The 22,043-nt window shown below is 73.6% G+C and carries 21 protein-coding genes; 11 read left to right on the forward strand and 10 right to left on the reverse strand.

Annotated features, from left to right (window positions below; genetic code table 11):
* Positions 1-12: 12 nt before the first annotated feature.
* Complete coding sequence (gene wecB, locus CLV37_RS01205; protein ID WP_211298360.1) at positions 13-1,125, reverse strand: non-hydrolyzing UDP-N-acetylglucosamine 2-epimerase; 1,113 nt, start codon at positions 1,123-1,125, stop codon at positions 13-15.
* Positions 1,126-1,391: 266 nt separating this feature from the next.
* Between wecB and uvrC the strand changes: the two genes are divergently transcribed.
* The 9 genes from uvrC (at position 1,392) to CLV37_RS01250 (ending at position 10,605) form a co-directional block, all read left to right on the forward strand.
* Positions 1,392-3,401 carry an excinuclease ABC subunit UvrC gene (gene uvrC, locus CLV37_RS01210; RefSeq protein WP_106206182.1) on the forward strand — a complete coding sequence of 670 codons (2,010 nt, stop codon included), beginning with the start codon at positions 1,392-1,394 and terminating at the stop codon, positions 3,399-3,401.
* Positions 3,402-3,517: 116 nt separating this feature from the next.
* On the forward strand, positions 3,518-4,441 hold the full coding sequence (rapZ, locus tag CLV37_RS01215; protein ID WP_106206184.1) for an RNase adapter RapZ: 924 nt from the start codon (positions 3,518-3,520) through the stop codon (positions 4,439-4,441).
* Positions 4,442-4,551: 110 nt separating this feature from the next.
* A complete protein-coding gene (locus CLV37_RS01220; RefSeq protein WP_170127048.1) occupies positions 4,552-5,529 on the forward strand; it encodes a uridine diphosphate-N-acetylglucosamine-binding protein YvcK in 978 nt (325 codons plus the stop codon).
* Positions 5,530-5,584: 55 nt separating this feature from the next.
* Positions 5,585-6,565: a DNA-binding protein WhiA gene (gene whiA / locus CLV37_RS01225; RefSeq protein WP_106206186.1), complete on the forward strand. Its 981-nt coding sequence runs from the start codon at positions 5,585-5,587 to the stop codon at positions 6,563-6,565.
* A gap of 198 nt (positions 6,566-6,763) precedes the next feature.
* Positions 6,764-7,768, forward strand: coding sequence for a type I glyceraldehyde-3-phosphate dehydrogenase (gene gap / locus CLV37_RS01230; protein WP_106206188.1), 1,005 nt, complete (start codon positions 6,764-6,766; stop codon positions 7,766-7,768).
* Positions 7,769-7,874: 106 nt separating this feature from the next.
* Entirely contained in the window at positions 7,875-9,113 is a 1,239-nt protein-coding gene (locus CLV37_RS01235; protein ID WP_106206190.1) for a phosphoglycerate kinase, read from the forward strand.
* 33 nt (positions 9,114-9,146) lie between these two features.
* Positions 9,147-9,932, forward strand: a complete 786-nt coding sequence (gene tpiA, locus CLV37_RS01240; protein ID WP_106206192.1) for a triose-phosphate isomerase — start codon at positions 9,147-9,149, stop codon at positions 9,930-9,932.
* A gap of 57 nt (positions 9,933-9,989) precedes the next feature.
* The gene (gene secG, locus CLV37_RS01245; RefSeq protein WP_106206194.1) at positions 9,990-10,241 is read left to right on the forward strand and encodes a preprotein translocase subunit SecG; all 252 of its coding nucleotides are present in this window, start codon (positions 9,990-9,992) and stop codon (positions 10,239-10,241) included.
* 13 nt (positions 10,242-10,254) lie between these two features.
* Positions 10,255-10,605 (forward strand): RNA polymerase-binding protein RbpA, encoded by a 351-nt coding sequence (locus tag CLV37_RS01250; RefSeq protein WP_106206196.1) that lies wholly within the window; start codon positions 10,255-10,257, stop codon positions 10,603-10,605.
* Between the two features lie 63 nt (positions 10,606-10,668).
* Here CLV37_RS01250 and CLV37_RS01255 read toward each other — a convergent pair whose 3' ends face one another.
* On the reverse strand, positions 10,669-11,037 hold the full coding sequence (locus CLV37_RS01255) for a VOC family protein (protein ID WP_106206198.1): 369 nt from the start codon (positions 11,035-11,037) through the stop codon (positions 10,669-10,671).
* Positions 11,038-11,099: 62 nt separating this feature from the next.
* Between CLV37_RS01255 and CLV37_RS01260 the strand changes: the two genes are divergently transcribed.
* Positions 11,100-11,573 (forward strand): MarR family winged helix-turn-helix transcriptional regulator, encoded by a 474-nt coding sequence (locus CLV37_RS01260; RefSeq protein WP_106206199.1) that lies wholly within the window; start codon positions 11,100-11,102, stop codon positions 11,571-11,573.
* Positions 11,574-11,616: 43 nt separating this feature from the next.
* On the opposite strand, the gene pgl is transcribed toward CLV37_RS01260, so the two are convergent.
* The 5 genes from pgl to tkt form a co-directional block, all read right to left on the reverse strand.
* Complete coding sequence (gene pgl / locus CLV37_RS01265; protein WP_106206201.1) at positions 11,617-12,366, reverse strand: 6-phosphogluconolactonase; 750 nt, start codon at positions 12,364-12,366, stop codon at positions 11,617-11,619.
* A complete protein-coding gene (locus CLV37_RS01270; RefSeq protein ID WP_106206203.1) occupies positions 12,363-13,652 on the reverse strand; it encodes a glucose-6-phosphate dehydrogenase assembly protein OpcA in 1,290 nt (429 codons plus the stop codon). Before CLV37_RS01270 ends, pgl begins: the two co-directional genes overlap by 4 nt.
* A 31-nt stretch (positions 13,653-13,683) precedes the next feature.
* The gene (zwf, locus tag CLV37_RS01275; RefSeq protein WP_106206205.1) at positions 13,684-15,225 is read right to left on the reverse strand and encodes a glucose-6-phosphate dehydrogenase; all 1,542 of its coding nucleotides are present in this window, start codon (positions 15,223-15,225) and stop codon (positions 13,684-13,686) included.
* Positions 15,222-16,346, reverse strand: a complete 1,125-nt coding sequence (gene tal / locus CLV37_RS01280; protein WP_106206207.1) for a transaldolase — start codon at positions 16,344-16,346, stop codon at positions 15,222-15,224. Before tal ends, zwf begins: the two co-directional genes overlap by 4 nt.
* A gap of 93 nt (positions 16,347-16,439) precedes the next feature.
* Positions 16,440-18,533, reverse strand: coding sequence for a transketolase (gene tkt / locus CLV37_RS01285; protein ID WP_106206209.1), 2,094 nt, complete (start codon positions 18,531-18,533; stop codon positions 16,440-16,442).
* 375 nt (positions 18,534-18,908) lie between these two features.
* On the opposite strand from tkt, the gene CLV37_RS01290 reads away from it, so the two are divergent.
* Positions 18,909-19,928, forward strand: coding sequence for a heme o synthase (locus CLV37_RS01290; RefSeq protein WP_106206211.1), 1,020 nt, complete (start codon positions 18,909-18,911; stop codon positions 19,926-19,928).
* Positions 19,929-20,003: 75 nt separating this feature from the next.
* On the opposite strand, the gene CLV37_RS01295 is transcribed toward CLV37_RS01290, so the two are convergent.
* From CLV37_RS01295 to CLV37_RS01305, 3 genes are read right to left on the reverse strand one after another with little or no spacing between them, the layout of a single operon-like run.
* On the reverse strand, positions 20,004-20,291 hold the full coding sequence (locus CLV37_RS01295) for a hypothetical protein (protein ID WP_245885184.1): 288 nt from the start codon (positions 20,289-20,291) through the stop codon (positions 20,004-20,006).
* Positions 20,288-21,037, reverse strand: coding sequence for an ABC transporter permease (locus CLV37_RS01300; protein ID WP_106206213.1), 750 nt, complete (start codon positions 21,035-21,037; stop codon positions 20,288-20,290). The genes CLV37_RS01295 and CLV37_RS01300 overlap by 4 nt, the downstream gene beginning before the upstream one ends.
* The gene (locus CLV37_RS01305; RefSeq protein WP_106207294.1) at positions 21,034-21,969 is read right to left on the reverse strand and encodes an ABC transporter ATP-binding protein; all 936 of its coding nucleotides are present in this window, start codon (positions 21,967-21,969) and stop codon (positions 21,034-21,036) included. Before CLV37_RS01305 ends, CLV37_RS01300 begins: the two co-directional genes overlap by 4 nt.
* Positions 21,970-22,043: the final 74 nt, after the last annotated feature.

Raw genomic sequence — 22,043 nt, forward strand, 5'->3', positions numbered from 1 at the left:
GCTGGACGGTCCTCAGAACGGGGCGACGAGCTTGACGATCGACTCCACGACGACGCGGCTGGCCGACCCGTCGCCGTAGGGGGAGGGCACCTCGCGCAGCGCCGCGGGGTCCTCGGCCAGCGCGGCGCGGACCGCGGCGCCCAGCCGCAGCCCGGCGGGCACCAGCGAGGCGAACGTCCCCACGACCTCCGGGCGCTCGGTGGAGCGGCGCACCACCACGAGCCGCTTCTTCAGGACCGAGACCTCCTCCTGGACACCGCCGGAGTCCGACACGACGATCCGGGCCCGGTTCAGCAGGGCCAGGAACTGCGCCGGCGGCTGCGGGGCGATGACCGTGAGGCGGTCCAGCAGGTCGCCCAGCCCTGCGCCGCGCAGCCGGTCCAGCGTGCGGGGGTGGGCGGGGAAGACGACCGGCAGGCCGTCGTCGACCAGGCCGACGACCTCGTTGAGGATCTGCCGCAGCACCGCCGGGTTGTCGGCGTTCTCCGGGCGGTGCACCGTCAGCAGCAGGTACCGCTCGGGCAGCCCCAGCGCGGCCAGCACCGCGTCCTGCCCGGCCTCGTCCGGCAGCAGGTGCAGCACGGACTCCACGACCGTGTTGCCGGTGAGCAGGATCCGCTCGTCCGCGATCCCCTCGGCGCGCAGGTTCGCCACCGCCACCGGTGTCGGTGCGCAGCACAGGTCGGCGAGGTGGTCGATGAGCACCCGGTGGTGCTCCTCGGGCATCCGCCGGTCGAAGCTGCGCAGCCCGGCCTCCACGTGGACCAGGGGCACGCCGGCGGCGTTGGCGGCCAGCGCCCCCGCCAGCGCGGCCGTCGTGTCCCCCTGCACGAGCACGGCGCTGGGGCGGTGCCGGGCGAACGTCTCGTCCAGGCCCGCGACGGCCGCGCCGAGCTGCTGCCCGCGCGAGGTCCCCCCGACCCCCAGCGCCACGGCCGGCGGGCCGAACCCCAGCTGGGCCGTCACGTCCGCCCACAGGGCGGCGTCGTAGTGCTGACCGGTGTGCACCAGCAACCCGGCCGCCCCGAGCCGGCGCACGATCTCGGCGACCTTGATGGCCTCCGGGCGCGTGCCCACCACGACGGCCACGGGGCCGGGCGCCCCCTCGCCGACGGGGAAGCCCAGCGGCCGGCGCACCGTCTGCGGCGGCACCTGCGCGGCCGCGGAGGCGGCGGGCAGGGAGCCGGAGGGTCCGGGGGAGCTGAGCGTCGGCGTGGCCACGCACGGGACGGTAGGGCCGCCGTTCCCCGCGGCGGGGCCCGTCGCACCCGGTCGGCGGGCAGCACCACACGACTGCCGTCCTGGTGTCGCAGAACGTGGCCGGGCCAGCACGGCGGGTCGTGCGGCGGGGCGGCGGGCCCGTGTCCGGACCGCGACCTAACCTCGTACCCGTGCCCGACCCCGCCACCTACCGCCCCAAGCCGGGGGAGATCCCCGTCGAGCCCGGGGTGTACCGCTTCCGCGACCCGCAGGGGCGCGTCATCTACGTCGGCAAGGCCATCAGCCTGCGCGCCCGGCTGGCCAACTACTTCCAGGACCTGTCGGCCCTGCACCCGCGGACCATGGCCATGGTCACCACCGCGGCGAGCGTGGAGTGGACCGTCGTGTCCACCGAGGTCGAGGCCCTGCAGCTGGAGTACTCCTGGATCAAGGAGTTCGACCCGCGGTTCAACGTCAAGTACCGCGACGACAAGTCCTACCCCTACCTCGCCGTGACCATGGGTGAGGCCGTGCCCCGCGTCCAGGTCCTGCGCGGGGCCAAGCGCAAGGGCACCCGCTACTTCGGCCCCTACACCCACGCCTGGGCCATCCGCGAGACCGTGGACCTGCTCCTGCGCGTCTTCCCCGTGCGCACCTGCTCCACCGGCGTCTACAAGCGCGCCGGTCAGGTCGGGCGCCCCTGCCTGCTCGGCTACATCGACAAGTGCTCCGCACCCTGCGTCGGCAAGATCTCCGCCGAGGACCACAAGGCGCTCGCCCAGGACTTCTGCGACTTCATGGCCGGCAACACCGCCCGGTTCGTCCGCCGCGCAGAGCAGCAGATGAAGACCGCCGCCGCCGAGATGGACTACGAGCGCGCCGCCCGCCTGCGCGACGACCTCGGCGCCCTGACCAAGGCCCTGGAGAAGTCCGCCGTCGTCCTGCCCGACGCCACCGACGCCGACGTCTTCGCCATCGCCGACGACGAGCTCGAGGCCGCCGTGCAGGTCTTCCACGTCCGCGGTGGCCGCGTCCGCGGCCAGCGCGGCTGGGTGTCGGAGAAGGTCGAGGACGTCGGCACCCCCGAACTCGTCGAGCAGCTCCTGCTGCAGGTCTACGGCGGCGAGAGCGGCGAGGGCGTCCCCCGCGAGGTCCTCGTCCCCGCCCTGCCCGCCACCGTCGAGTCCGACGTCGAGGACTGGCTGTCCGAACTGCGCGGTTCGCGCGTCGACCTGCGGGTGCCCCAGCGCGGGGACAAGAAGGCGCTCATGGAGACCGTGCACCGCAACGCCACCCAGGCCCTGGCCCTGCACAAGACGCGCCGCGGCGGGGACCTGACCACGCGCAGCCTGGCCCTCACCGAGCTGCAGGAGGCCCTCGGCCTCGAGGATGCCCCGCTGCGCATCGAGTGCTACGACGTCTCGCACACCCAGGAGACCAACGTCGTGGCCTCCATGGTCGTCTTCGAGGACGGCCTGCCCAAGAAGAGCGACTACCGCCGCTTCGCCGTCCGCGGCGACGAGGGCGGCGTCGACGACACCCGCGCCATGCGCGAGGTCCTCACCCGCCGGTTCAAGCGGATGCAGCACGACGAGCAGATCACCGAGACCGCCGACGGTGTCGAGGTCGAGACCTCCGGGCCCCTGACCGGGGGCACCGGGGGGGAGGTCCTGGCCGGCGTCGACCCCGACACCGGCCGCCCCCGCCGCTTCGCCTACGCCCCCAACCTCGTCGTCGTCGACGGCGGCCGCCCGCAGGTCGAGGCCGCCGCCCGCGCCCTGGCCGACGTCGGCGTCGTCGACGTCGCCCTGTGCGGCCTGGCCAAGCGGCTCGAGGAGGTCTGGCTGCCGGGCGAGGACCACCCCGTCGTCCTGCCCCGCACCAGCCAGGGCCTCTTCCTGCTGCAGCGGGTGCGCGACGAGGCCCACCGGTTCGCCATCACCTACCACCGCAGCAAGCGGTCCAAGGCCATGACGACCTCCGCCCTGGACGGGGTCCCCGGTCTGGGCCAGGCCCGCAAGAGCGCGCTGCTCAAGCACTTCGGTTCCGTCAAGCGCCTGCGCGCCGCGACCGCCGACGAGGTGGCCGCCGTCCCCGGCATGGGCCCGCGCACCGCCGCGGCCGTCGTGGAGGCGCTCGCGGGCCAGGCCGCGGCGAGCGAGCCGGCGGTGAACACCGCGACGGGTGAGCTCCTCGACTGAACTCCCCGGCCGAACTCCCCGACCGAACACCTCGCCGAACACCGGAGGTGACCGTGCGACCGCGACGCGTACCCACCTCGTCGCGGACGACACGCCCGGGATGACAGGATGAGCGGGTGCACGAGACGGCAGAGGGCGCGAACCCCGGCGGCAGCGGGGGGAACGGGCCCGACAAGCCACGACGTCCCGAGCTGCTCATCATCACCGGCATGTCCGGGGCCGGCCGGTCCACCACGGGCAAGGCCCTCGAGGACCTCGGCTGGTACGTCGTCGACAACCTGCCGCCGCAGATGCTCGAACCCCTCGCCGAGCTCGCAGCCCGTGCGGGACAGGCGATCCCGCGCCTGGCCGTCGTCGTCGACGTCCGCGGCCGCAGCTTCTTCGCCGAGCTGACGGGGGCGCTGGCCACGCTCGACACCCGGCACGTCTCGCCGCGCGTGCTGTTCCTCGACGCCACCGACGACGTCCTGGTGCGCCGCTTCGAGGGCGTGCGCCGGCCGCACCCCCTGCAGGGCGACGACCGGATCGTCGACGGCATCGCCCGCGAGCGCTCGCTGACCGGTGAACTGCGCGCCCGGGCCGACGTCGTCGTGGACTCCAGCTCCTTCAACGTCCACCAGCTCGGGGCGCTGGTGGCCTCCCTCTTCGAGGCCGAGCGCGCCGACGACCTGCGGGTCACCGTCATGAGCTTCGGGTTCAAGTACGGCACCCCGGCCGACGCCGAGCACGTCGCCGACGTCCGGTTCATCCCGAACCCGCACTGGGAACCGGAGCTGCGGCCGCTGACGGGGCGCGACGCGCCCGTCGCGCAGTTCGTGCTCGCCGCCGAGGGGGCCACGCCGTTCCTGGACCGCTACGAGTCCGCCCTGCACCCCGTCTTCGACGGCTACCGCCGGGAGAACAAGCGCTACGCGACGATCGCCATCGGCTGCACGGGCGGCAAGCACCGGTCCGTGGCCATGGCCGAGGAGCTCGGCGCCCGGTTGCGGCGCGACGGGCTCACCGTGCGGGTGCTGCACCGCGACCTGGGTCGGGAGTGAGCCCGGGTCAGCGGGCCGGGACCGGCACGACCGGCTCCACCCACCCCGCCACGACCAGCTTCCCGACCGGCCTGATCCCCACGGTCGGGCCCGCTCAGGGGCCGGGAGCGCTGCCCCTGCCCACCGGCGGGGTCGGAGCCTCCAGCGCCCCCGCCGTGGTCGCCCTCGGCGGCGGCCACGGCCTGTCGGCGTCGCTGTCGGCCCTGCGCCACCTCACCGACCGCCTGACGGCCGTCGTCACCGTCGCCGACGACGGGGGTTCCTCCGGGCGGTTGCGCCGCGAGCTCGGCGGCCTGCCCCCGGGGGACCTGCGGATGGCGCTGTCGGCGCTGTGCGACGACTCCGAGTGGGGCCGCACCTGGCGCGACGTGCTGCAGCACCGGTTCTCCAGCGAGGGGTCCCTGCACCAGCACGCCACCGGGAACCTGCTCATCGCCACCCTGTGGGAGCTGCTGGGCGACGAGGTCGCCGGTCTGGACTGGGTCGGGCGCCTGCTCGGGGCCCGCGGCCGGGTGCTGCCGATGGCCGCCGTGCCGCTGGACATCGAGGCCGACGTCCTGGGCCTGGTGCCCGGGGCCCCCGACGAGGTGAGAGCCGTGCGGGGCCAGGTGGCCGTGGCCTCCACCGCGGGCCGGGTGGCCGGCGTCCGGCTCGTACCGGCCGACCCGCCCGTGCGCCCCGAGGTCGTGGAGGCCATCGAGCAGGCCGACTGGGTCGTCCTGGGGCCGGGCTCGTGGTTCACCAGCGTCCTGCCGCACCTCATGGTCCCCGGTCTGGCCCGGGCCCTGACGGCCACGTCGGCCCGCACGTGCGTCACCCTCAACCTCGCCGTGCAGCCGGGGGAGACCGACGGGTTCAGCGCCGAGGCGCACCTGGAGGTCCTCGCCGCCCACGCCCCCGACCTGGTCGTGGACGCCGTGGTGGCCGACCCGGTGGCCGTGGCCGACGTGGAGGCGTTGACCCGGGTCACCCGGAGCCTGGGGGCGCAGCTGCTGCTGCGGACCGTCTCCGTCGGGGACGGATCGCCGCGGCACGACGCGCTGCGGCTGGCGGCGGCCTACCGTGACGTGTTCGCGAGTGGTGGTTGAAGGTGGGGAACGTGCGCTGGGTGCAGGGGAAGACGACGTCGGGGGAGGACCGGGCATGGCGATGACGGCGGCGGTCAAGGACGAGCTGAGCCGGCTGCCGGTGACGACGACGGCGGCCCGCAAGGCCGAGGTCTCGGTCATGCTGCGGTTCGCCGGCGGGCTGCACATCGTCTCCGGGCGCATCGTCATCGAGGCCGAGCTGGACTCGGCCTCGATCGCGCGACGGCTGCGCCGGGACATCGCGGACGTCTTCGGGCACCCCAGCGACCTGCTCGTCGTGCAGGCCGGCGGGCTGCGCCGCGCGACGCGCTACGTGCTGCGCGTGGCCCGCGACGGGGAGTCGCTGGCCCGGCAGACGGGTCTGCTCGACGGGCGCGGGCGCCCGGTGCGCGGGCTGCCCTCGCACATCGTGTCCAGCTCGACCCAGATCGCCGAGGCCGCCTGGCGCGGGGCCTTCCTGGCCCGCGGGTCCCTGACCGAACCGGGCCGGTCCGCGGCCCTGGAGGTCACCTGCCCCGGGCCCGAGGCCGCCCTGGCCCTCGTCGGCGCCGCGCGCCGGCTGGAGTTGGCGGCCAAGGCCCGCGAGGTCCGCGGCGTCGACCGCGTCGTCCTGCGCGACGGGGACGCGATCTCGGCGCTGCTGACCCGCCTCGGCGCGCACGACGCGATGATGACCTGGGAGGAGCGCCGGATGCGGCGCGAGGTCCGGGCCACCGCCAACCGCCTGGCCAACTTCGACGACGCGAACCTCCGGCGCTCGGCGCGCGCCGCCGTCGCGGCCGGGGCCCGCGTCGAACGGGCCCTCGAACTGCTGGGCGACGAGATCCCCGACCACCTCCTGCAGGCCGGGCGGCTGCGCCTGGAGCACAAGCAGGCCAGCCTGGAGGAGCTCGGGCAGCTCGCCGACCCGCCCATGACCAAGGACGCCATCGCCGGGCGGATCCGGCGCCTGCTCGGCATGGCGGACAAGAAGGCGATCGAACTGGGGGTGCCCGGCACCGAGTCCGGGCTCACCGCCGACATGCTGGACGCCTGAGCCGGCCCCGGGCGGCGGGGGAGCGACCCCCCGGGTCCGCGTCGACGTGACGCAGGCCATAGGGTCGGACCGACGCCGCGGGGCCCGCGGCGGGTTCCCCCTGCCTGCAGGGGGCGCCGCACCAGTGCAGATCACGTACCGGACGCACGAGACGCACCCGACCGCCCGGTCCAGGGGGGCGTCAAGGATGGAGAGCGCATGACCACTCGGGTCGGCATCAACGGATTCGGTCGCATCGGCCGCAACTTCTTCCGCGCAGCCCTGGCGCAGGGCGCGGACCTCGAGGTCGTCGCGGTCAACGACCTCACCGACGCCAAGGCGCTGGCGCACCTGCTCAAGCACGACTCGATCCTCGGCAAGCTGGCCGAGGACGTGCGCGTGGAGGGCGACTCCATCGTCGTCGGCGACAGGACCGTCAAGGTCCTCGCCGACCGCGACCCCGCCAACCTCGGCTGGGGCGACCTCGGCGTCGACGTCGTCGTGGAGTCCACCGGCTTCTTCACCGACGGCGAGAAGGCCAAGGCCCACCTGAGCGCCGGCGCCAAGAAGGTCGTCATCTCCGCGCCCGCCACCAACGACGACGTCACCGTCGTCATGGGCGTCAACGACTCCGAGTACGACGGCGCGAAGCACTCGATCATCTCGAACGCCTCGTGCACGACGAACTGCCTCGCGCCGCTGGCCAAGGTCCTCGACGACACCTTCGGCATCGAGCGCGGTCTCATGACCACGGTCCACGCCTACACCGCCGACCAGAACCTGCAGGACGGCCCGCACAAGGACCTGCGCCGCGCCCGCGCCGCGGCCCTGAACATCGTGCCGACCTCCACCGGCGCGGCCAAGGCCATCGGCCTGGTGCTGCCGCAGCTGAAGGGCAAGCTCGACGGCTACGCGCTGCGCGTGCCGGTCCCGACGGGCTCGGCCACCGACCTGACCGTGACCGTGGGTCGCGAGACCACGGTCGAGGAGATCAACGCCGCCTACAAGGCCGCGGCCGAGGGCCCCCTCAAGGGCTACCTGACCTACTCGGACGAGCCGCTGGTCTCCTCCGACATCGTCACCGACCCCTCGTCGTGCATCTACGACTCCGGCCTGACGAAGGTCATCGGCAACCAGGTCAAGGTCGTCGGCTGGTACGACAACGAGTGGGGCTACTCCAACCGCCTCGTGGACCTCGTCACGCTCGTGGGCTCCTCCCTCTGAGCCTGGAGACATGATCCGGCCCGGGCCCTCCACGACGGAGGGTCCGGGCCGTCGTCCGTCCACCGCGCCCCGCCGGGGACGGACCCGACAGCAGAAGGGAACGTCCGTGAAGACCATCGACGACCTCGAGACCCAGCTCGGCGGGTTCGCCGGCAAGCGCGTCCTCGTCCGCAGCGACCTCAACGTCCCGCTCGACCACTCCGGCGGGGCGCCCGCCATCACCGACGACGGCCGCATCCGCGCTTCCGTGCCGACGCTGCGGCGCCTGCTCGACGCCGGCGCCCGCGTCGTCGTCACCGCGCACCTGGGCCGACCCGAGGGCGTCCCCGAGGCGAAGTACTCCCTGGCCCCCGTCCACGCGCGCCTGGCCGAGCTGCTGCCCGGGGTCCACGTCGGGTTCAGCCCCGAGACGGTCGGAGCGCAGGCCAAGGCCGCCGTGGCCGCCCTAGAGGACGGGCAGCTGCTGCTGCTGGAGAACATCCGCTTCGCCCCCGGCGAGACGAGCAAGGACGACGGCGAGCGCGGCGCGTTCGCCGACGAGCTCGCGGCCCTGGCCGACGGCTTCGTCTCCGACGGCTTCGGCGCGGTGCACCGCAAGCACGCCAGCGTCTTCGACGTCGCCCGCCGCCTGCCGCACGCCGCCGGACTGCTCGTCGCCGCCGAGGTGGCCGTGCTGCAGCGCCTCACCACCGACCCCGAGCGCCCGTACGCGGTCGTGCTCGGCGGGTCGAAGGTCTCCGACAAACTCGGCGTCATCGACAACCTGCTCGGCACGCTGCTGACCGAGGGCGACCGGCTCCTCGTCGGCGGCGGCATGGTCTTCACCTTCCTCAAGGCCGTCGGCCACGAGGTCGGCAAGAGCCTGCTCGAGGCCGACCAGCTGGAGAAGGTCAACGAGTACATCGCCACGGCGAAGGCCAAGGGCGTGCAGCTGGTCCTGCCGACCGACGTCGTGGCCGCGACCGCGTTCGCCGCCGACGCCGACCCGCAGGTCGTGCCCGCCGACGCCATCCCCGCCGACCGCCTCGGGCTCGACATCGGCCCCGACTCCTCGGCCGCCTTCGCCGCGGCCCTGGCCGACGCGCGCACGGTCTTCTGGAACGGGCCCATGGGCGTGTTCGAGATGGAGCCCTACGCCGGTGGTACCCGTGCCGTGGCGCAGGCCATCGTCGACGCCGGGACCGCCTCGGGCGCGTTCAGCGTCGTCGGCGGGGGCGATTCCGCCGCGGCCGTGCGCACCCTCGGCTTCGCCGACTCGCAGTTCGGGCACATCTCCACCGGCGGTGGAGCGAGCCTGGAGTACCTCGAGGGCAAGCAGCTGCCCGGCCTCGACGTCCTCGACTGACCCGCTCACCCCCCGCAAACCGGAGGTTCGACGATGACCCGCACCCCCCTGATCGCCGGCAACTGGAAGATGGTCCTGGACCACCAGCAGGGCACCCTGCTGGTGCAGAAGCTGGACTGGACCCTCAAGGACGCCAAGCACGACTACTCGGCCGTCGAGGTCGCCGTCCTGCCGTCATACACCAGCCTGCGCACCGTCCAGACCCTCATCGAGGGCGACAAGCTGTCCCTGAAGCTGGGGGCGCAGGACCTCTCGGCGCACGAGTCCGGCGCCTACACCGGCGAGGTCTCCGGCGCGCAGCTCGCCAAGCTCGGCGTGCGGTACGTGGCCGTCGGCCACTCCGAGCGCCGCCAGTACCACGGCGAGACCGACGAGCTCGTCAACACCAAGACGAAGCAGGCGCTCGCGCACGGCCTCGTGCCGATCGTGTGCGTCGGCGAACCGCTGGACGTCCGCAAGGCCGCCCAGCACGTCGAGTTCACCGTCGGCCAGGTCACCCAGGCCCTGTCCGGGCTGGCGAAGGAGCAGGTCGCCGGGCTGGTGCTGGCCTACGAACCGGTCTGGGCCATCGGCACCGGTGAGGTCGCCACCCCCGAGGACGCGCAGGAGGTGTGCGCCGCCCTGCGGGCGGCCGTCGCCGAGCAGTTCGACGCCGAGACCGCCGCGGCGACCCGCGTCCTGTACGGCGGGAGCGTGAAGCCGGCCAGCATCGCGGCCATCATGAAGCAGCCCGACGTGGACGGCGCCCTCGTGGGCGGGGCCAGCACCGACGCCGCGGACTTCGCCGCCATCGTGCGGTTCAGGGACCACCCGGCCTGAGGGGACGCGCCCGGCGAACCTGCCGGACCACGCCTCCCGATGACCTAAGCTGATCGTGTGAGCGTCCTCCGCATCGTGCTGCAGGTGATCCTCGCGATCTCCAGCCTCTTCCTGACCCTGCTGATCCTGCTCCACAAGGGCAAGGGCGGCGGGCTGTCGGACATGTTCGGCGGCGGCGTCACCACGAGCCTGTCCGGGTCGAGCATGGCGGAACGCAACCTCAACCGCTTCACCATCACGATCGGTTGCGTCTGGTTCGCCACCGTCGTGCTGCTCGGCCTCGTCGAGCGCTTCACCAACGAGTTCTGAGGAGACGACCGACGTGGCAGGTGGCAACGCCATCCGGGGCAGCAGGGTCGGCGCCGGCCCCATGGGCGAGGCGGAACGGGGGGACACCGCTCCCCGCATCCGCATCTCCTACTGGTGCGCGAACGGGCACGAGACCAAGCCCAGCTTCGCCGAGGAGTCCGGGGTCGAGCCGCCCGAGACCTGGGACTGCCCGCGCTGCGGGTTCCCGGCGGGCACCGACCGAGCCAACCCGCCCGCTCCGCCGAAGAACGAGCCGTACAAGACGCACCTGGCGTACGTGAAGGAGCGGCGCTCGGACTCCGACGGGGAAGCGATCCTCAACGAGGCCCTCGAGAGCCTGCGGGCACGCGGCCTCATCCGCTGACTCTGGACCCACTGCACGACGAAGGCCCCCTGCGCAACGCAGGGGGCCTTCGTCGTGCCCGGGTCAGGCGCGGTCGTGCAGCGTCACGTGGTACCCGTCGGGGTCGGCGAACGTGAACGTCCGCCCGAAGGGACCGTCGACGGGAGCCGAGACGATCCGGTGACCGTCCGCGGCGAGCGCGTCGTGGATCTCCTGGACGTCCGTGGCGTGCAGCCACAGCGCCACCCCGAGGCCGGGTCGTTCCCCCGAGGACAGGTCGGTGCCGGGGATGACGTCGCGCAGCGCGAAGGTCACGGGGGCGGTGTCGAAGACGACGGCGTGCGGGGGGCCGGCGGGGGAGCGCACCAGGCCGAGGTAGCGCTCGTAGAACGCCTGCGCCGCAGCCAGGTCGCGGGTCTGCAGCGAGATGAAGTCGGGACCGGTGACCGGCACGGGGGGCTCCTCTTGTTCGTGTCAGTTCTCTGACACGACAGACGGTATGTCAGGATGCTGACATGAGTCAAGAGAGTCCCGCGCCGGGGACCGAGGCGGGGATCGACCTGCCGACCTCGCTCGGCTATCTGCTGAAGGAGGCCTCCAGCGCGCTGCGCACCGCCCTGGACGACGTCCTGCGCCCGCTCGGGATGAGCGTGACCCGCTACTCGTGCCTGGAACTGCTCGCCCAGCGACCCGGGCTGTCGAACTCCGACCTGGCCCGCGGGGCCTTCGTCACCCGGCAGTCCATGAACGTGCTCCTGCAGACCCTCGAGCGCGAGGGTCTCGTCACCCGCCCGGCGCAGGCACTCGTCGGCAAGGTCCTGCCCGCCGAACTCACCCCCGCCGGTCGCGACGCCCTGCGGGCGGCGACCGCGGCGGTCCGTTCCGTCGAGTTCAGGATGCTGTCCCGGCTCAGCCCGCAGCAGCAGGCGCAGGCGTTCAGCGCGCTGCGCGCCATGGTCGACGCCCTGCACGACGAGAGCCCGGGGTGATCGAGCGCTGCTCGACCACCCCGGGCTCCGGGCGGCGCCGGTCTCAGAGGTCGGTCGCAGCCGCCTGGTCGATGAGCCACAGGGTCCGCTCGGTGCCGAACACACCCGCCGCGGGGGTCTCGGACACGTCACCGGCCGCCACGCCGCGGGCCACGGCGGCGGCCTTCTCGGCGCCGGCGGCCACGAGCCACACCTGCCGGGCCCGGGCGATCGCCCCGAAGGTGAACGACACCCGCAGCGGCGGGGGCTTGGGGGACTCGCGGACCCCCACGACGCTGGAGTCGTCACGGCCCAACCCCGCGTGGTGCGGGAACAGCGAGGCCACGTGCCCGTCCGGACCCATCCCGAGCAGCAGGACGTCGAACTCCGGCGCCTCGGCCCCGGCGCCGAACTGCAGCAGTTCCGCCGCGTAGCGCGCGGCGGCCGCGTCGAGGTCGTCGCCGTCGGGCCCGTCGCTCGCCGGCGGCAGGTGCACCGTCGCCGGGTCGAGGTCCAGCGCGCCCAGCAGCGCGTCCTGGGCCTGGGTCGCGTTGCGCTCGGGGTCGCCGGCGGGCAGAAACCGCTCGTCGGACCACCACAGGTGCACGCGCTTCCAGTCCACGGACTCCCGGGCGGGGGAGGCCGCGACGGCGGCGAGGGTCTTGCCCCCGATGGTCCCGCCCGTCAGCGACACGTGGGCGAGCCCCCGGGCCGCCTGCGCATCGGCGATCGCCGCGAGCAACCGGCCCGCGGTCGCGGCGGCGAGCACCTCCGGGGACTCGTGCCGGACGACCAGGACGGTCTCGCGGGTCACGCGCCCGCCCCCCCGGCCGCCGCCCGCTTGCGGGGGGCGGTCTTCTTCGCCGCGCCGGTCCCCGTGGTCCCGGTGCCCGCGGTGGTCCGCTTCGCAGCGGTGGTCCGCTTCGCAGCGGTGGTCCGCTTCGCAGCGGTGGTCCGCTTCGCAGCGGTGGTCCGCTTCGCCGTCGCCCGCCGGGGCGCGGCGGCCGACTCGTGCTCCTCGTTCGCCGGTGTCGTCCCGTCACCGTGCTCGGGCTCGGGCGGTGCGCCCTTCATGGACGCCGACACCTTCGCGGAGGCCTTCTCGGCCGCCGCCTGCCGGGCCGCGGCCGTCTTGGTCGTCGACAGCTTCCCGGCGTTCTCGGCGTCGCGCACCGACATGACCTTCTTGCCGACCTGCGGCAGGCCGTCGGCCAGGACCTCGCCGTACACGTCGTCGGGGTCCAGGCGGCGCAGCTCCTCGGTCAGGCAGTCCTTGACCAGGCGCCGGGCCAGGGACAGCCGGCGGTCGGGCTGACCGGGCTGGGTGAGCGTGGCGACGTTCTGGTCGGGGCGGATCAGTTCCACCGCACCGGACTTGCGGGTCAGGCGCACGCTCTGCACCCCCGTGCCCCGACGGGTCCGGGCCCGCACGACGGGGGCCTTGAGCTTGGCCGCGAGCCAGGCCGCCAGCAGTTCGGTGCTGGGGCTGTCCGGCGCGCCGGCGACCGTGATCGCCGAGACCGGCTCGTACGGCGGCTGGTCCAGGGCCGCGGCCAGCAGGGCCCGCCAGTTGGTCAGCCGCGTCCAGGCCAGGTCGGTGTCCCCGGCCCGGTAGGTCGCCCGGCGGGCCTCGAGGGCCTTCGCGGGGTCGCGCGCCTCGGCGGAGTCGGTGATGCGCCGCTGCGCGATCCGCCCGATGGGGTCCGAGCGCAGGTCGTCGGGCGCGGCGCCGGGCCAGTACGCCACGATCGGCGCGTCGGGCAGCAGCAGGGACACGATGGTCGTCTCCCCGTGCTCCACCAACGGGCCGTAGGCGCGCAGCACGATGACCTCGCTGGCGCCGGCGTCGCCGCCGACGCGGATCTGCGCGTCGAGGCGCGCCGCCCCGCGCTTGTTGCCGCGGGCCAGCACGAGGACCCGGCACGGGTGCTCGCGGCTGGCCTCGTTGGCCGCCGAGATCGCGTCCTCGGCGTGGGCGTCGTCGGTGATGACGACGAGGGTCAGGACCCGGCCGAGCGCCACGGCGCCACCGGAGTCCCGCAGGTCGACCATGGCCTTGTTGATGGCGCTGGTCGACGTGCTGGGCAGGTCGATGATCACGGCAGGACCTCCTGCGGGGTGGGGTTCGGGGTCACGGTCGCCGCCACTGCCGGCCGGTGCGCGCGAGCATGGCATCGGCCGAAGCCGGACCCCAGTTGCCCGACGCGTACGGCTCCGGGCGACCGTTCTTGGCCCAGAACGACGTGATCGGGTCCAGCACCTTCCACGACAGCTCGACCTCGGTGTGGCTGGGGAAGAGCGGCGGGTCGCCCAGCAGGACGTCGAGGATGAGCCGCTCGTACGCCTCGGGGGAGGACTCGGTGAAGGCGTGGCCGTAGCCGAAGTCCATCGTCACGTCGCGCACCTCCATCGCGGTGCCGGGGACCTTCGAGCCGAACCGCATGGTGATGCCCTCGTCCGGCTGCACGCGGATCACCAGGGCGTTCTGCCCGAGCTCCTCGGTGGCCGTCTTCTCGAACGGCAGGTGCGGGGCGCGCTTGAACACGACGGCGATCTCCGTCACCCGCCGGCCCAGGCGCTTGCCGGCGCGCAGGTAGAACGGGACACCGGCCCAGCGGCGGGTGTCGATCTCCAGCTCGATCGCCGCGAACGTCTCGGTCGTGGAGTCCGAGGGGATGCCGTCCTCGTCCAGGTACCCCTTGACGTACTCCGAACCCTGCCAGCCCGACGCGTACTGACCGCGCGCGGTGGAGCGGGCGATGTCCTTGGCCGGGCGCACGGCCGAGAGGACCTTGGCCTTCTCGGCGCGCAGGTCGTCGGCGTCGAAGGAGACGGGCTCCTCCATCGCCGTCAGCGCGAGCAGCTGCAGCAGGTGGTTCTGGATGACGTCGCGCGCCGCGCCGATGCCGTCGTAGTACCCCGCGCGGCCGCCGATGCCGATGTCCTCGGCCATGGTGATCTGCACGTGGTCGACGTGGTTGGCGTTCCACAGCGGCTCGAACATCTGGTTGGCGAAGCGCAGCGCCAGGATGTTCTGGACCGTCTCCTTGCCCAGGTAGTGGTCGATGCGGAACACCGAGTCCGGCGGGAACACCTTCTCCACCACGGCGTTCAGCTCACGGGCCGACTTCAGGTCGTGCCCGAACGGCTTCTCGATGACGACGCGACGCCACTGGTCGCCGTGCTGGGCGCTCAACCCGCTGCGCGCCAGCTGCTTGGCGACGACCGGGAAGAACCGGGGCGGGATCGACATGTAGAACGCGTGGTTCCCGCCGGTCCCGCGCACGCGGTCGAGGTCGGCGACGGTGGCGGCGAGCTGGTCGAACGCCTCGTCGTCGTCGAACTCACCGGGCACGAACCGGAAACCCTCGGCCAGCTGCGCCCAGACGGACTCGCGGAACGGGGTCCGCGCGTGCTGGCGCACCGAGTCGTAGACGATCTTGCCGAAGTCCTGGTCGACCCAGTCCCGCCGGGCGAAGCCCGTGAGGGCGAAGCCCGGCGGGAGCAGGCCCCGGTTGGACAGGTCGTAGATGGCCGGCATGAGCTTCTTGCGGGCCAGGTCGCCCGTCACGCCGAACATGACCATGCCGCACGGGCCGGCGATGCGCGGGAGCCGCTTGTCCCGAGGATCGCGGAGCGGATTCTCTGCGGGCAGCACCCGCGCGGGGCTCACTGGGCGTCGACCTGCGTCTTCACGCGCTCCAGCTCGTCGGTGACGGTCTGCAGGAGTTCGGTCCAGCTCTTCTCGAACTTGTCCAGGCCCTCGGTCTCGAGCAGCTCGACGACCTCGGAGTAGGAGATGCCCAGACGCTCGAGGTCGTCCAGCACCTGCTGGGACTCGCCGTAGGAGCCGCGGATGGTGTCGCCGCTGACCTCGGCGTGGTCGACCGTGGCGTCCAGCGTCTTGCCCGGCATGGTGTTCACCGTGTTCGGCGCCACCAGCCCGGTCACGTACAGGGTGTCGGGCAGGTTCGGGTCCTTGACGCCGGTGGAGGCCCACAGCGGACGCTGCGCGCGGGCGCCGGACTCCTTGAGCACCTGCCAGCGCGGGGTCGAGAAGACCTCCTCGTAGGCCTGGTAGGCCAGGCGGGCGTTGGCCAGCCCCGCCTTGGAGCGCAGGGCCTTCGCCTCCTCGGTGCCGATCTCGTCGAGGCGCTTGTCGATCTCGGTGTCGACGCGGGAGACGAAGAACGAGGCGACCGACTCGATCTTGGAGATGTCGTGCCCGTTGAGCTTGGCCTGCTCCAGACCCGTCAGGAAGGCCTGCATGACGGCGCGGTAGCGGTCCAGGGAGAAGATCAGCGTGACGTTGACGCTGATGCCCTCGGACAGGGCCGTGGAGATCGCGGCCAGACCCTCGACGGTCGCCGGGATCTTGATGTAGAGGTTCTCCTTGCCGACGGCCTTCCACAGCTGCCGGGCCGACTCCTCGGTGGCCGCGGTGTCGCGCGCCAGGCGCGGGTCGACCTCGAGGGAGACGCGGCCGTCGAGGCCGTCGGTGCGGTCGAAGACCGGCTTGAGGACGTCGGCGGCGCGGCGCACGTCCTCGGTGGTGATCTCGAAGACGGCCTTCTCGGTGTCGGCGCCGGCCTTGACGAGCTCGGTGACCTGCTCGGTGTAGCGGTCGCCCTTGGACAGGGCGGTCGCGAAGATCGTCGGGTTGGACGTGACGCCCAGGACGCCGAGGTCGACCAGGCGCTGCAGCTCGCCGCCGTCGGTCAGCTCGCGGGACAGGTCGTCCAGCCAGACCGACACGCCGTTGCGGTGCAGGGTTTCGAGGTTGGTGCTGCTCACGGGGTTTCTCCGTTCCGGGGTTCCACTACGAGTGGGCGCCGGGTCGGCGCCCGCAAGGAGACCCGGGGGCCCTGACGGGCCCCCGGGCACGGGTCACTGCAGGCCGGCGAGGGATTCCTTCGCGGCGGCCACGACCGCGGTGTCGGTCAGGCCGAACTCGCGGTACAGGTCCTGGTAGTCGGCCGAGGCGCCGAAGTGCTCGATGGAGACCGAGCGGCCGGCGTCGCCGACGAACTGCTCCCAGCCGAAGGCCAGCCCCGCCTCGACGGAGACGCGCGCCTTGACCTGCGGCAGCAGGACGGTGTCGCGGTAGGCCTGGTCCTGCTGGAGGAACCACTCGCGGCTGGGCATCGAGACGACGCGGGTGGGGATGCCCTCGGCCTCGAGCTGCTCGCGGGCGGCCACGGCGATCTGGACCTCCGAGCCGGTGCCGATGAGGATGACCTGCGGCGTGGCCGCCGAGCTCTCCACCAGCGTGTAGGCGCCCTTGGCGACACCGGAGGCGTCGCCCCAGCCGGCCTGCGAGCGGTCGAACGTCGGCAGGTTCTGGCGCGACAGCGCCAGGCCGGCGGGACGGTCGGTGTGCCCCAGGATCGTGCGCCAGGCCCACGCGGTCTCGTTGGCGTCGCCCGGGCGGACGACGTCGAGGCCGGGGATGGCGCGCAGCGCGGCGAGGTGCTCGATCGGCTGGTGCGTCGGGCCGTCCTCGCCCAGGCCGATGGAGTCGTGCGTCCACACGTACGTCACCGGCAGCTTCATGATCGCCGCGAGGCGGACCGCCGGGCGCATGTAGTCGCTGAAGACGAGGAACGTGCCGCCGTAGGGGCGGGTCCCGCCGTGCAGCGCGATCCCGTTGAGGATCGAGCCCATCGCGTGCTCGCGGATGCCGAAGTGCAGGGTGCGGCCGTAGATGTTGCCGTCCCACGTCTTCGTCGTGCGGTTCGGCGGCAGGAAGGACGGTTCGCCCTTCATCGAGGTCAGGTTCGACTCGGCCAGGTCGGCCGACCCGCCCCACAGCTCCGGCAGACCGGCGGCCAGGGCGTTGAGGACCTCACCGGAGGCCTTGCGCGAGGCGATCGCCTTGCCGGGCTCGAAGACGGGCAGCGCCTGCTCCCAGCCGGCGGGCAGCGTGCGGGTGCGGATGCGGTCGAACAGCTCCGCGCGCTCACCGGCGCCGGAGCGCCACGCGTCGAACGACGTCTGCCACGCCTCGTGGTCGGCCTTGCCGCGCTCGCGCGCCTGGCGGGCGAAGGAGATGACCTCGTCGGAGACGTCGAAGTCCTTCTCCGGGTCGAACCCGAGGATCTCCTTGGTCGCCTTGACCTCGGCCTCGCCGAGCGCGGAGCCGTGCGACTTGCCGGTGCCCTGCAGGGTCGGCGCCGGGTAGGCGATGACGGTGCGCAGCTGGATGAAGGACGGCTTGCCGGTCTCGGCCTTGGCCGCCTCGATCGCCGCGTGCAGCGCGTGGACGTCCTCGGTGTACGGGCCCTCGCCGCCGTTGGTCCAGTCGACGGTCTGGACGTGCCAGCCGTAGGCCTCGTAGCGCGCGGCGGTGTCCTCGCCCAGGGCGATCGCGGTGTCGTCCTCGATGGAGATGTGGTTCTGGTCGTAGATGACGACCAGGTTGCCCAGCTCCTGGACCCCGGCGATGGCCGAGGCCTCGGAGGTCACGCCCTCCTCGATGTCGCCGTCGGAGGCCAGGACGTAGATGAAGTGGTCGAACGGGCTGGTGCCCGGCGCCGCCTCGGGGTCGAACAGACCGCGCTCGCGGCGGGCGGCCATGGCCATCCCGACGGCCGAGGACAGGCCCTGGCCCAGCGGGCCGGTCGTCATCTCGACCCCGGCGGTGTGCCCGTGCTCGGGGTGGCCCGGGGTCTTCGAACCCCACTTGCGCAGGGCCTTCAGGTCGTCCAGCTCCAGGCCGTAGCCGGCCAGGTACAGCTGGATGTACAGCGTCAGGCTGGAGTGCCCGCAGGACAGGACGAACCGGTCGCGGCCCACCCAGTCCGGGTCCGAGGGGTCCTGGCGCAGCATCTTCTGGAAGAGCAGGTACGCGACCGGCGCGAGGCTCATCGCGGTGCCGGGGTGCCCGTTGCCGGCACGCTGCACGGCGTCCATGGCCAGGACGCGGACGGTGTCCACCGTCCTGGTGTCGAGGTCGCTCCACTCGAGGGACTGCTGGCTCACGTATCTCCTCCCGTGCGAACCAGCTGACCGACCAACGCCCGGATGGCGGTGGGGGACCGGCCGTGGTCCGCTCTGTCGTCTCCCGTCGCGCGCCGGCCCGCTCGTGGCGGCCCGGCGATCGAGGCGTTCGTGTGCGGTGCCCACCCCGGCCGGGGCCGGACGTCGTCCGCCGCGGGTGTGGGGTGCGTCACCACAGGTGAGCCTACTCGCAGCGGGGTCGGGCGCCTCTGGGCAGGGGTGGCGCCCCCCGCGGGGGCGCGAGGCGCGGGCGGGGAGGGCCCGCGGGGCGCGCCGTGCGGCACGGGCCGGATACGACACTGCGTAGCAGAGGCGTAAGCTCTGGACCGCCCGCTGCCGCCTCGCCCCGAGGACACTGTGACCGTCGCCGACCCGCGTCTCTCCGACGCCCCTGCGCACTCCCGGACCAGCTTGCTGGGCCGCCGCCGCAGCGGGCGCCCCCCGCGCTTCCCCCGGGCCGCCGCCTACGTCGCGCTCACCAAGCCCCGCATCGTGGAGCTGCTGCTCATCACGACTATCCCGGTGATGCTCTTCGCCGCGGACGGCATGCCCTCGGGGTGGCTCATCCTGACGACCTTCGTCGGGGGGGCGCTGGCCGCGGGCTGCGCGAACACCCTGAACTGCTACTTCGACCGCGACATCGACGCGCTCATGAAGCGCACCGAGAACCGGCCGCTGGTGACGGGTGCGGTGACGCCGAACCAGGCGCTGCTGTTCGCCGTCGTCCTCGGCCTCGCCTCGACCGCGCTGTTCGTCCTGTTCGTCAACGTCCTCTCGGCCGCCCTGGCCGTCGGCGCGATCCTGCTCTACGTCGTGGGCTACACGCTGCTGCTCAAGCGCCGCACGTCGCAGAACATCGTCTGGGGCGGGGTCGCGGGCTGCATGCAGGTCCTCATCGGCTGGACGGCGGTCACGAACTCGCTGTCCTGGGCGCCGTTCGTCCTGTTCGGCGTCATCTTCCTGTGGACCCCGCCGCACTACTGGCCCCTGTCGGTGCGCTACCGCGAGGACTACGCCAACGCCGGGGTGCCGATGCTGCCGGTCGTGGCCAAGCCCACGACGGTCTCGCGCCAGATCGTGCTCTACACGGTGGCGATGGTGCTCTGCTCCCTGCTGCTCGTGCCCCTCGGCGGGGCCGGGGTGGTCTACGGCGTCGCGGCGCTGGTGCTCGGCGTGGGGTTCCTCGCCCAGACGGTCGGCCTGCACCGCAGGGCGACCCGCTTCGAGCGCGAGACCGGCGGGCAGGACGCGGGGACCCTGGAGCAGTTGCGGCGGATCTCCCCGATGGGGGTGTTCCACGGCTCGATCACGTACCTGACGCTGCTCTCGATCGCGGTCGCGCTGGACCCGTTCCTGTCGTTCTCCTGGCCCTCCTGAGGCTCCTGCCCGCTGCACGGCGAAACCCCTCCCGGACCTTGCTCCGGGAGGGGTTTCGCCGTCGTGCGGCGGGGGTCAGCGGCGCCGGTGGCGCGCGGTCAGGGCCAGGGAGGTGAGCGCGGCGAGGACCGCGAGGGCCCACCACTGCGCGTCGTCGTAGACGGTCGCGGTGGTGCCCCGCCCGTCGGCGCGGACGCCGGCGCGGGCGGTCAGGACGACCCACACGACGAGCAGCGCCGCGCCGGCCAGGGCGCAGCCGATGGTCGCCGGGGTGCGTCGCCGCCCCGCCAGGGCCAGCAGGACGGCGGCGAGGACCACGAGCGCGCCGAGGGCGAGGACGCCCAGGCCGAGCAGCGCGCTCACTCCCAGCGGAACCAGCGCGCGCAGGCCAGGCCGCACAGCACGGCCCAGACCGCGAGCACCACCAGCGGGCCGACCGCGACCGTCCCCGAGGCCAGCGCCTCGCGCACGGCCGTGCCCAGGGCGCCGGACGGCAGCAGTGCGGCGACCGGCCCCAGCGGTGAGGGCAGCACGAGCCCGCCCCCGGCCAGCAGCAGGACCCAGACGAAGTTGGCGACGGCCAGCGTCCCCTCGGCCCGCACGGTGCCGGCCAGCAGCAGGCCGAGGCAGGTGAAGGCCGCCACGCCCAGCAGCAGCGCGGGCACCGCGGCCAGGGCCCCGGCGGTGGGGGACCAGCCCAGCGGCAGGGCGATCAGGCCCAGCACGACGACCTGGACGACGACCAGGCCCAGGACGGCCAGGACCTTGCCCGCCAGCAGGCCCGAGCGCCCCAGCGGTGAGGTGGCCAGCAGGCGCAGCACCCCGTTGCGCCGGTCGAAGCCGGTGCCGATGGCCTGGCCGGTGAAGGCGGTGGAGACCACGGCCAGGGCGATCACACCGCCGAGGGCGAGCGCCGGGCGGGGCCCGGTCCCGAGGTCGAGGGAGCGCACGCGCGTCACGCCCACCAGCACCAGGGCCGGCAGCAGGAGGGTGAGCAGCAGCTGCTCGCCGTTGCGCAGCGCCACCGCGGCCTCGAAGCCCGCCTGGCGCAGGACCCGGGGCAGGAACGGGGTGGCCCCGCCCGCGGGGCTGAAGTCCAGGGCCGTCACCGCAGGGTCCTCCCGGTCAGGTCGAGGAACACGTCCTCCAGGGTGCGCCGGACGGGGCCGACGCCTTCGGCGAGCACGTCGTGGGAGGCGCACCAGTTCGTCACGGTCGCCACGACGCGCGGGTCGACGTCGATCCCGGCGACGACGTAGCGGCCCGGTTCCAGCTCGCTGACCTCGGCCCCCGCGGGCAGGGCACGGGTCAGGGAGGCGGTCGGCAGGCCGGGGCGGGAGCGGAAGCTCAGCGCGGCCGGGCCCCGGGTCAGGTCGTCGGGGGAGCCGGTGGCCACGACCCGGCCGTGGTCGACGACCACGACGTCGTCGGCCAGGCGCTCGGCCTCCTCCATGAGGTGGGTGGTCAGGACGACGGCGACCCCGGCCGCGCGCACCTCGCGCACGACGTCCCACACGGCGAGGCGGGCCTGCGGGTCCAGGCCGGCGCTGGGTTCGTCGAGGAAGACCAGCTCGGGGCGGCCCACGAGCGCGCAGGCCATCGCCAGGCGCTGGCGCTGGCCGCCGGACAGCCGCCGGACGCGGGTGCGCGCGAAGGAGGTCAGGCCCAGGCGCTCGGCCAGGGCGCCCACGTCGAGGGGGTCGGAGTGCAGGGAGGCGAGGTGCCGCAGGGCCTCGAGGGCACCCACGCCGGTCGGCAACCCGCCGTCCTGCAGCATCACCCCCACCCGCGGGCGCAGCGCGCCGGCGTCGGCGACCGGGTCCAGGCCCAGGACGCGCACGCGACCGGAGTCGGCCCGCTGCAGGCCCTCGCAGATCCCCACGGTCGTCGTCTTGCCGGCTCCGTTGGGCCCGAGCAGGGCGGTGACCCGCCCGCGCTCGGCGCGGAAGGTGAGGCCGTCGAGGACGGGTGCGCCGGCGCGGTAGCTCTTGCGCAGGTCGACGACCTCGACGGCCGCGTCCGCGCGGGCGTCCTTGGCCATCGAGGGTGAGGGGGAACCGAGCGCCACGAGGCAGGAGTCTACGAGGAGGAGTAGTAGGTCCCCGACCGGACGCG

The sequence above is a fragment of the Kineococcus rhizosphaerae genome, assembly GCF_003002055.1.
Classification (GTDB): Bacteria; Actinomycetota; Actinomycetes; order Actinomycetales; family Kineococcaceae; genus Kineococcus; species Kineococcus rhizosphaerae.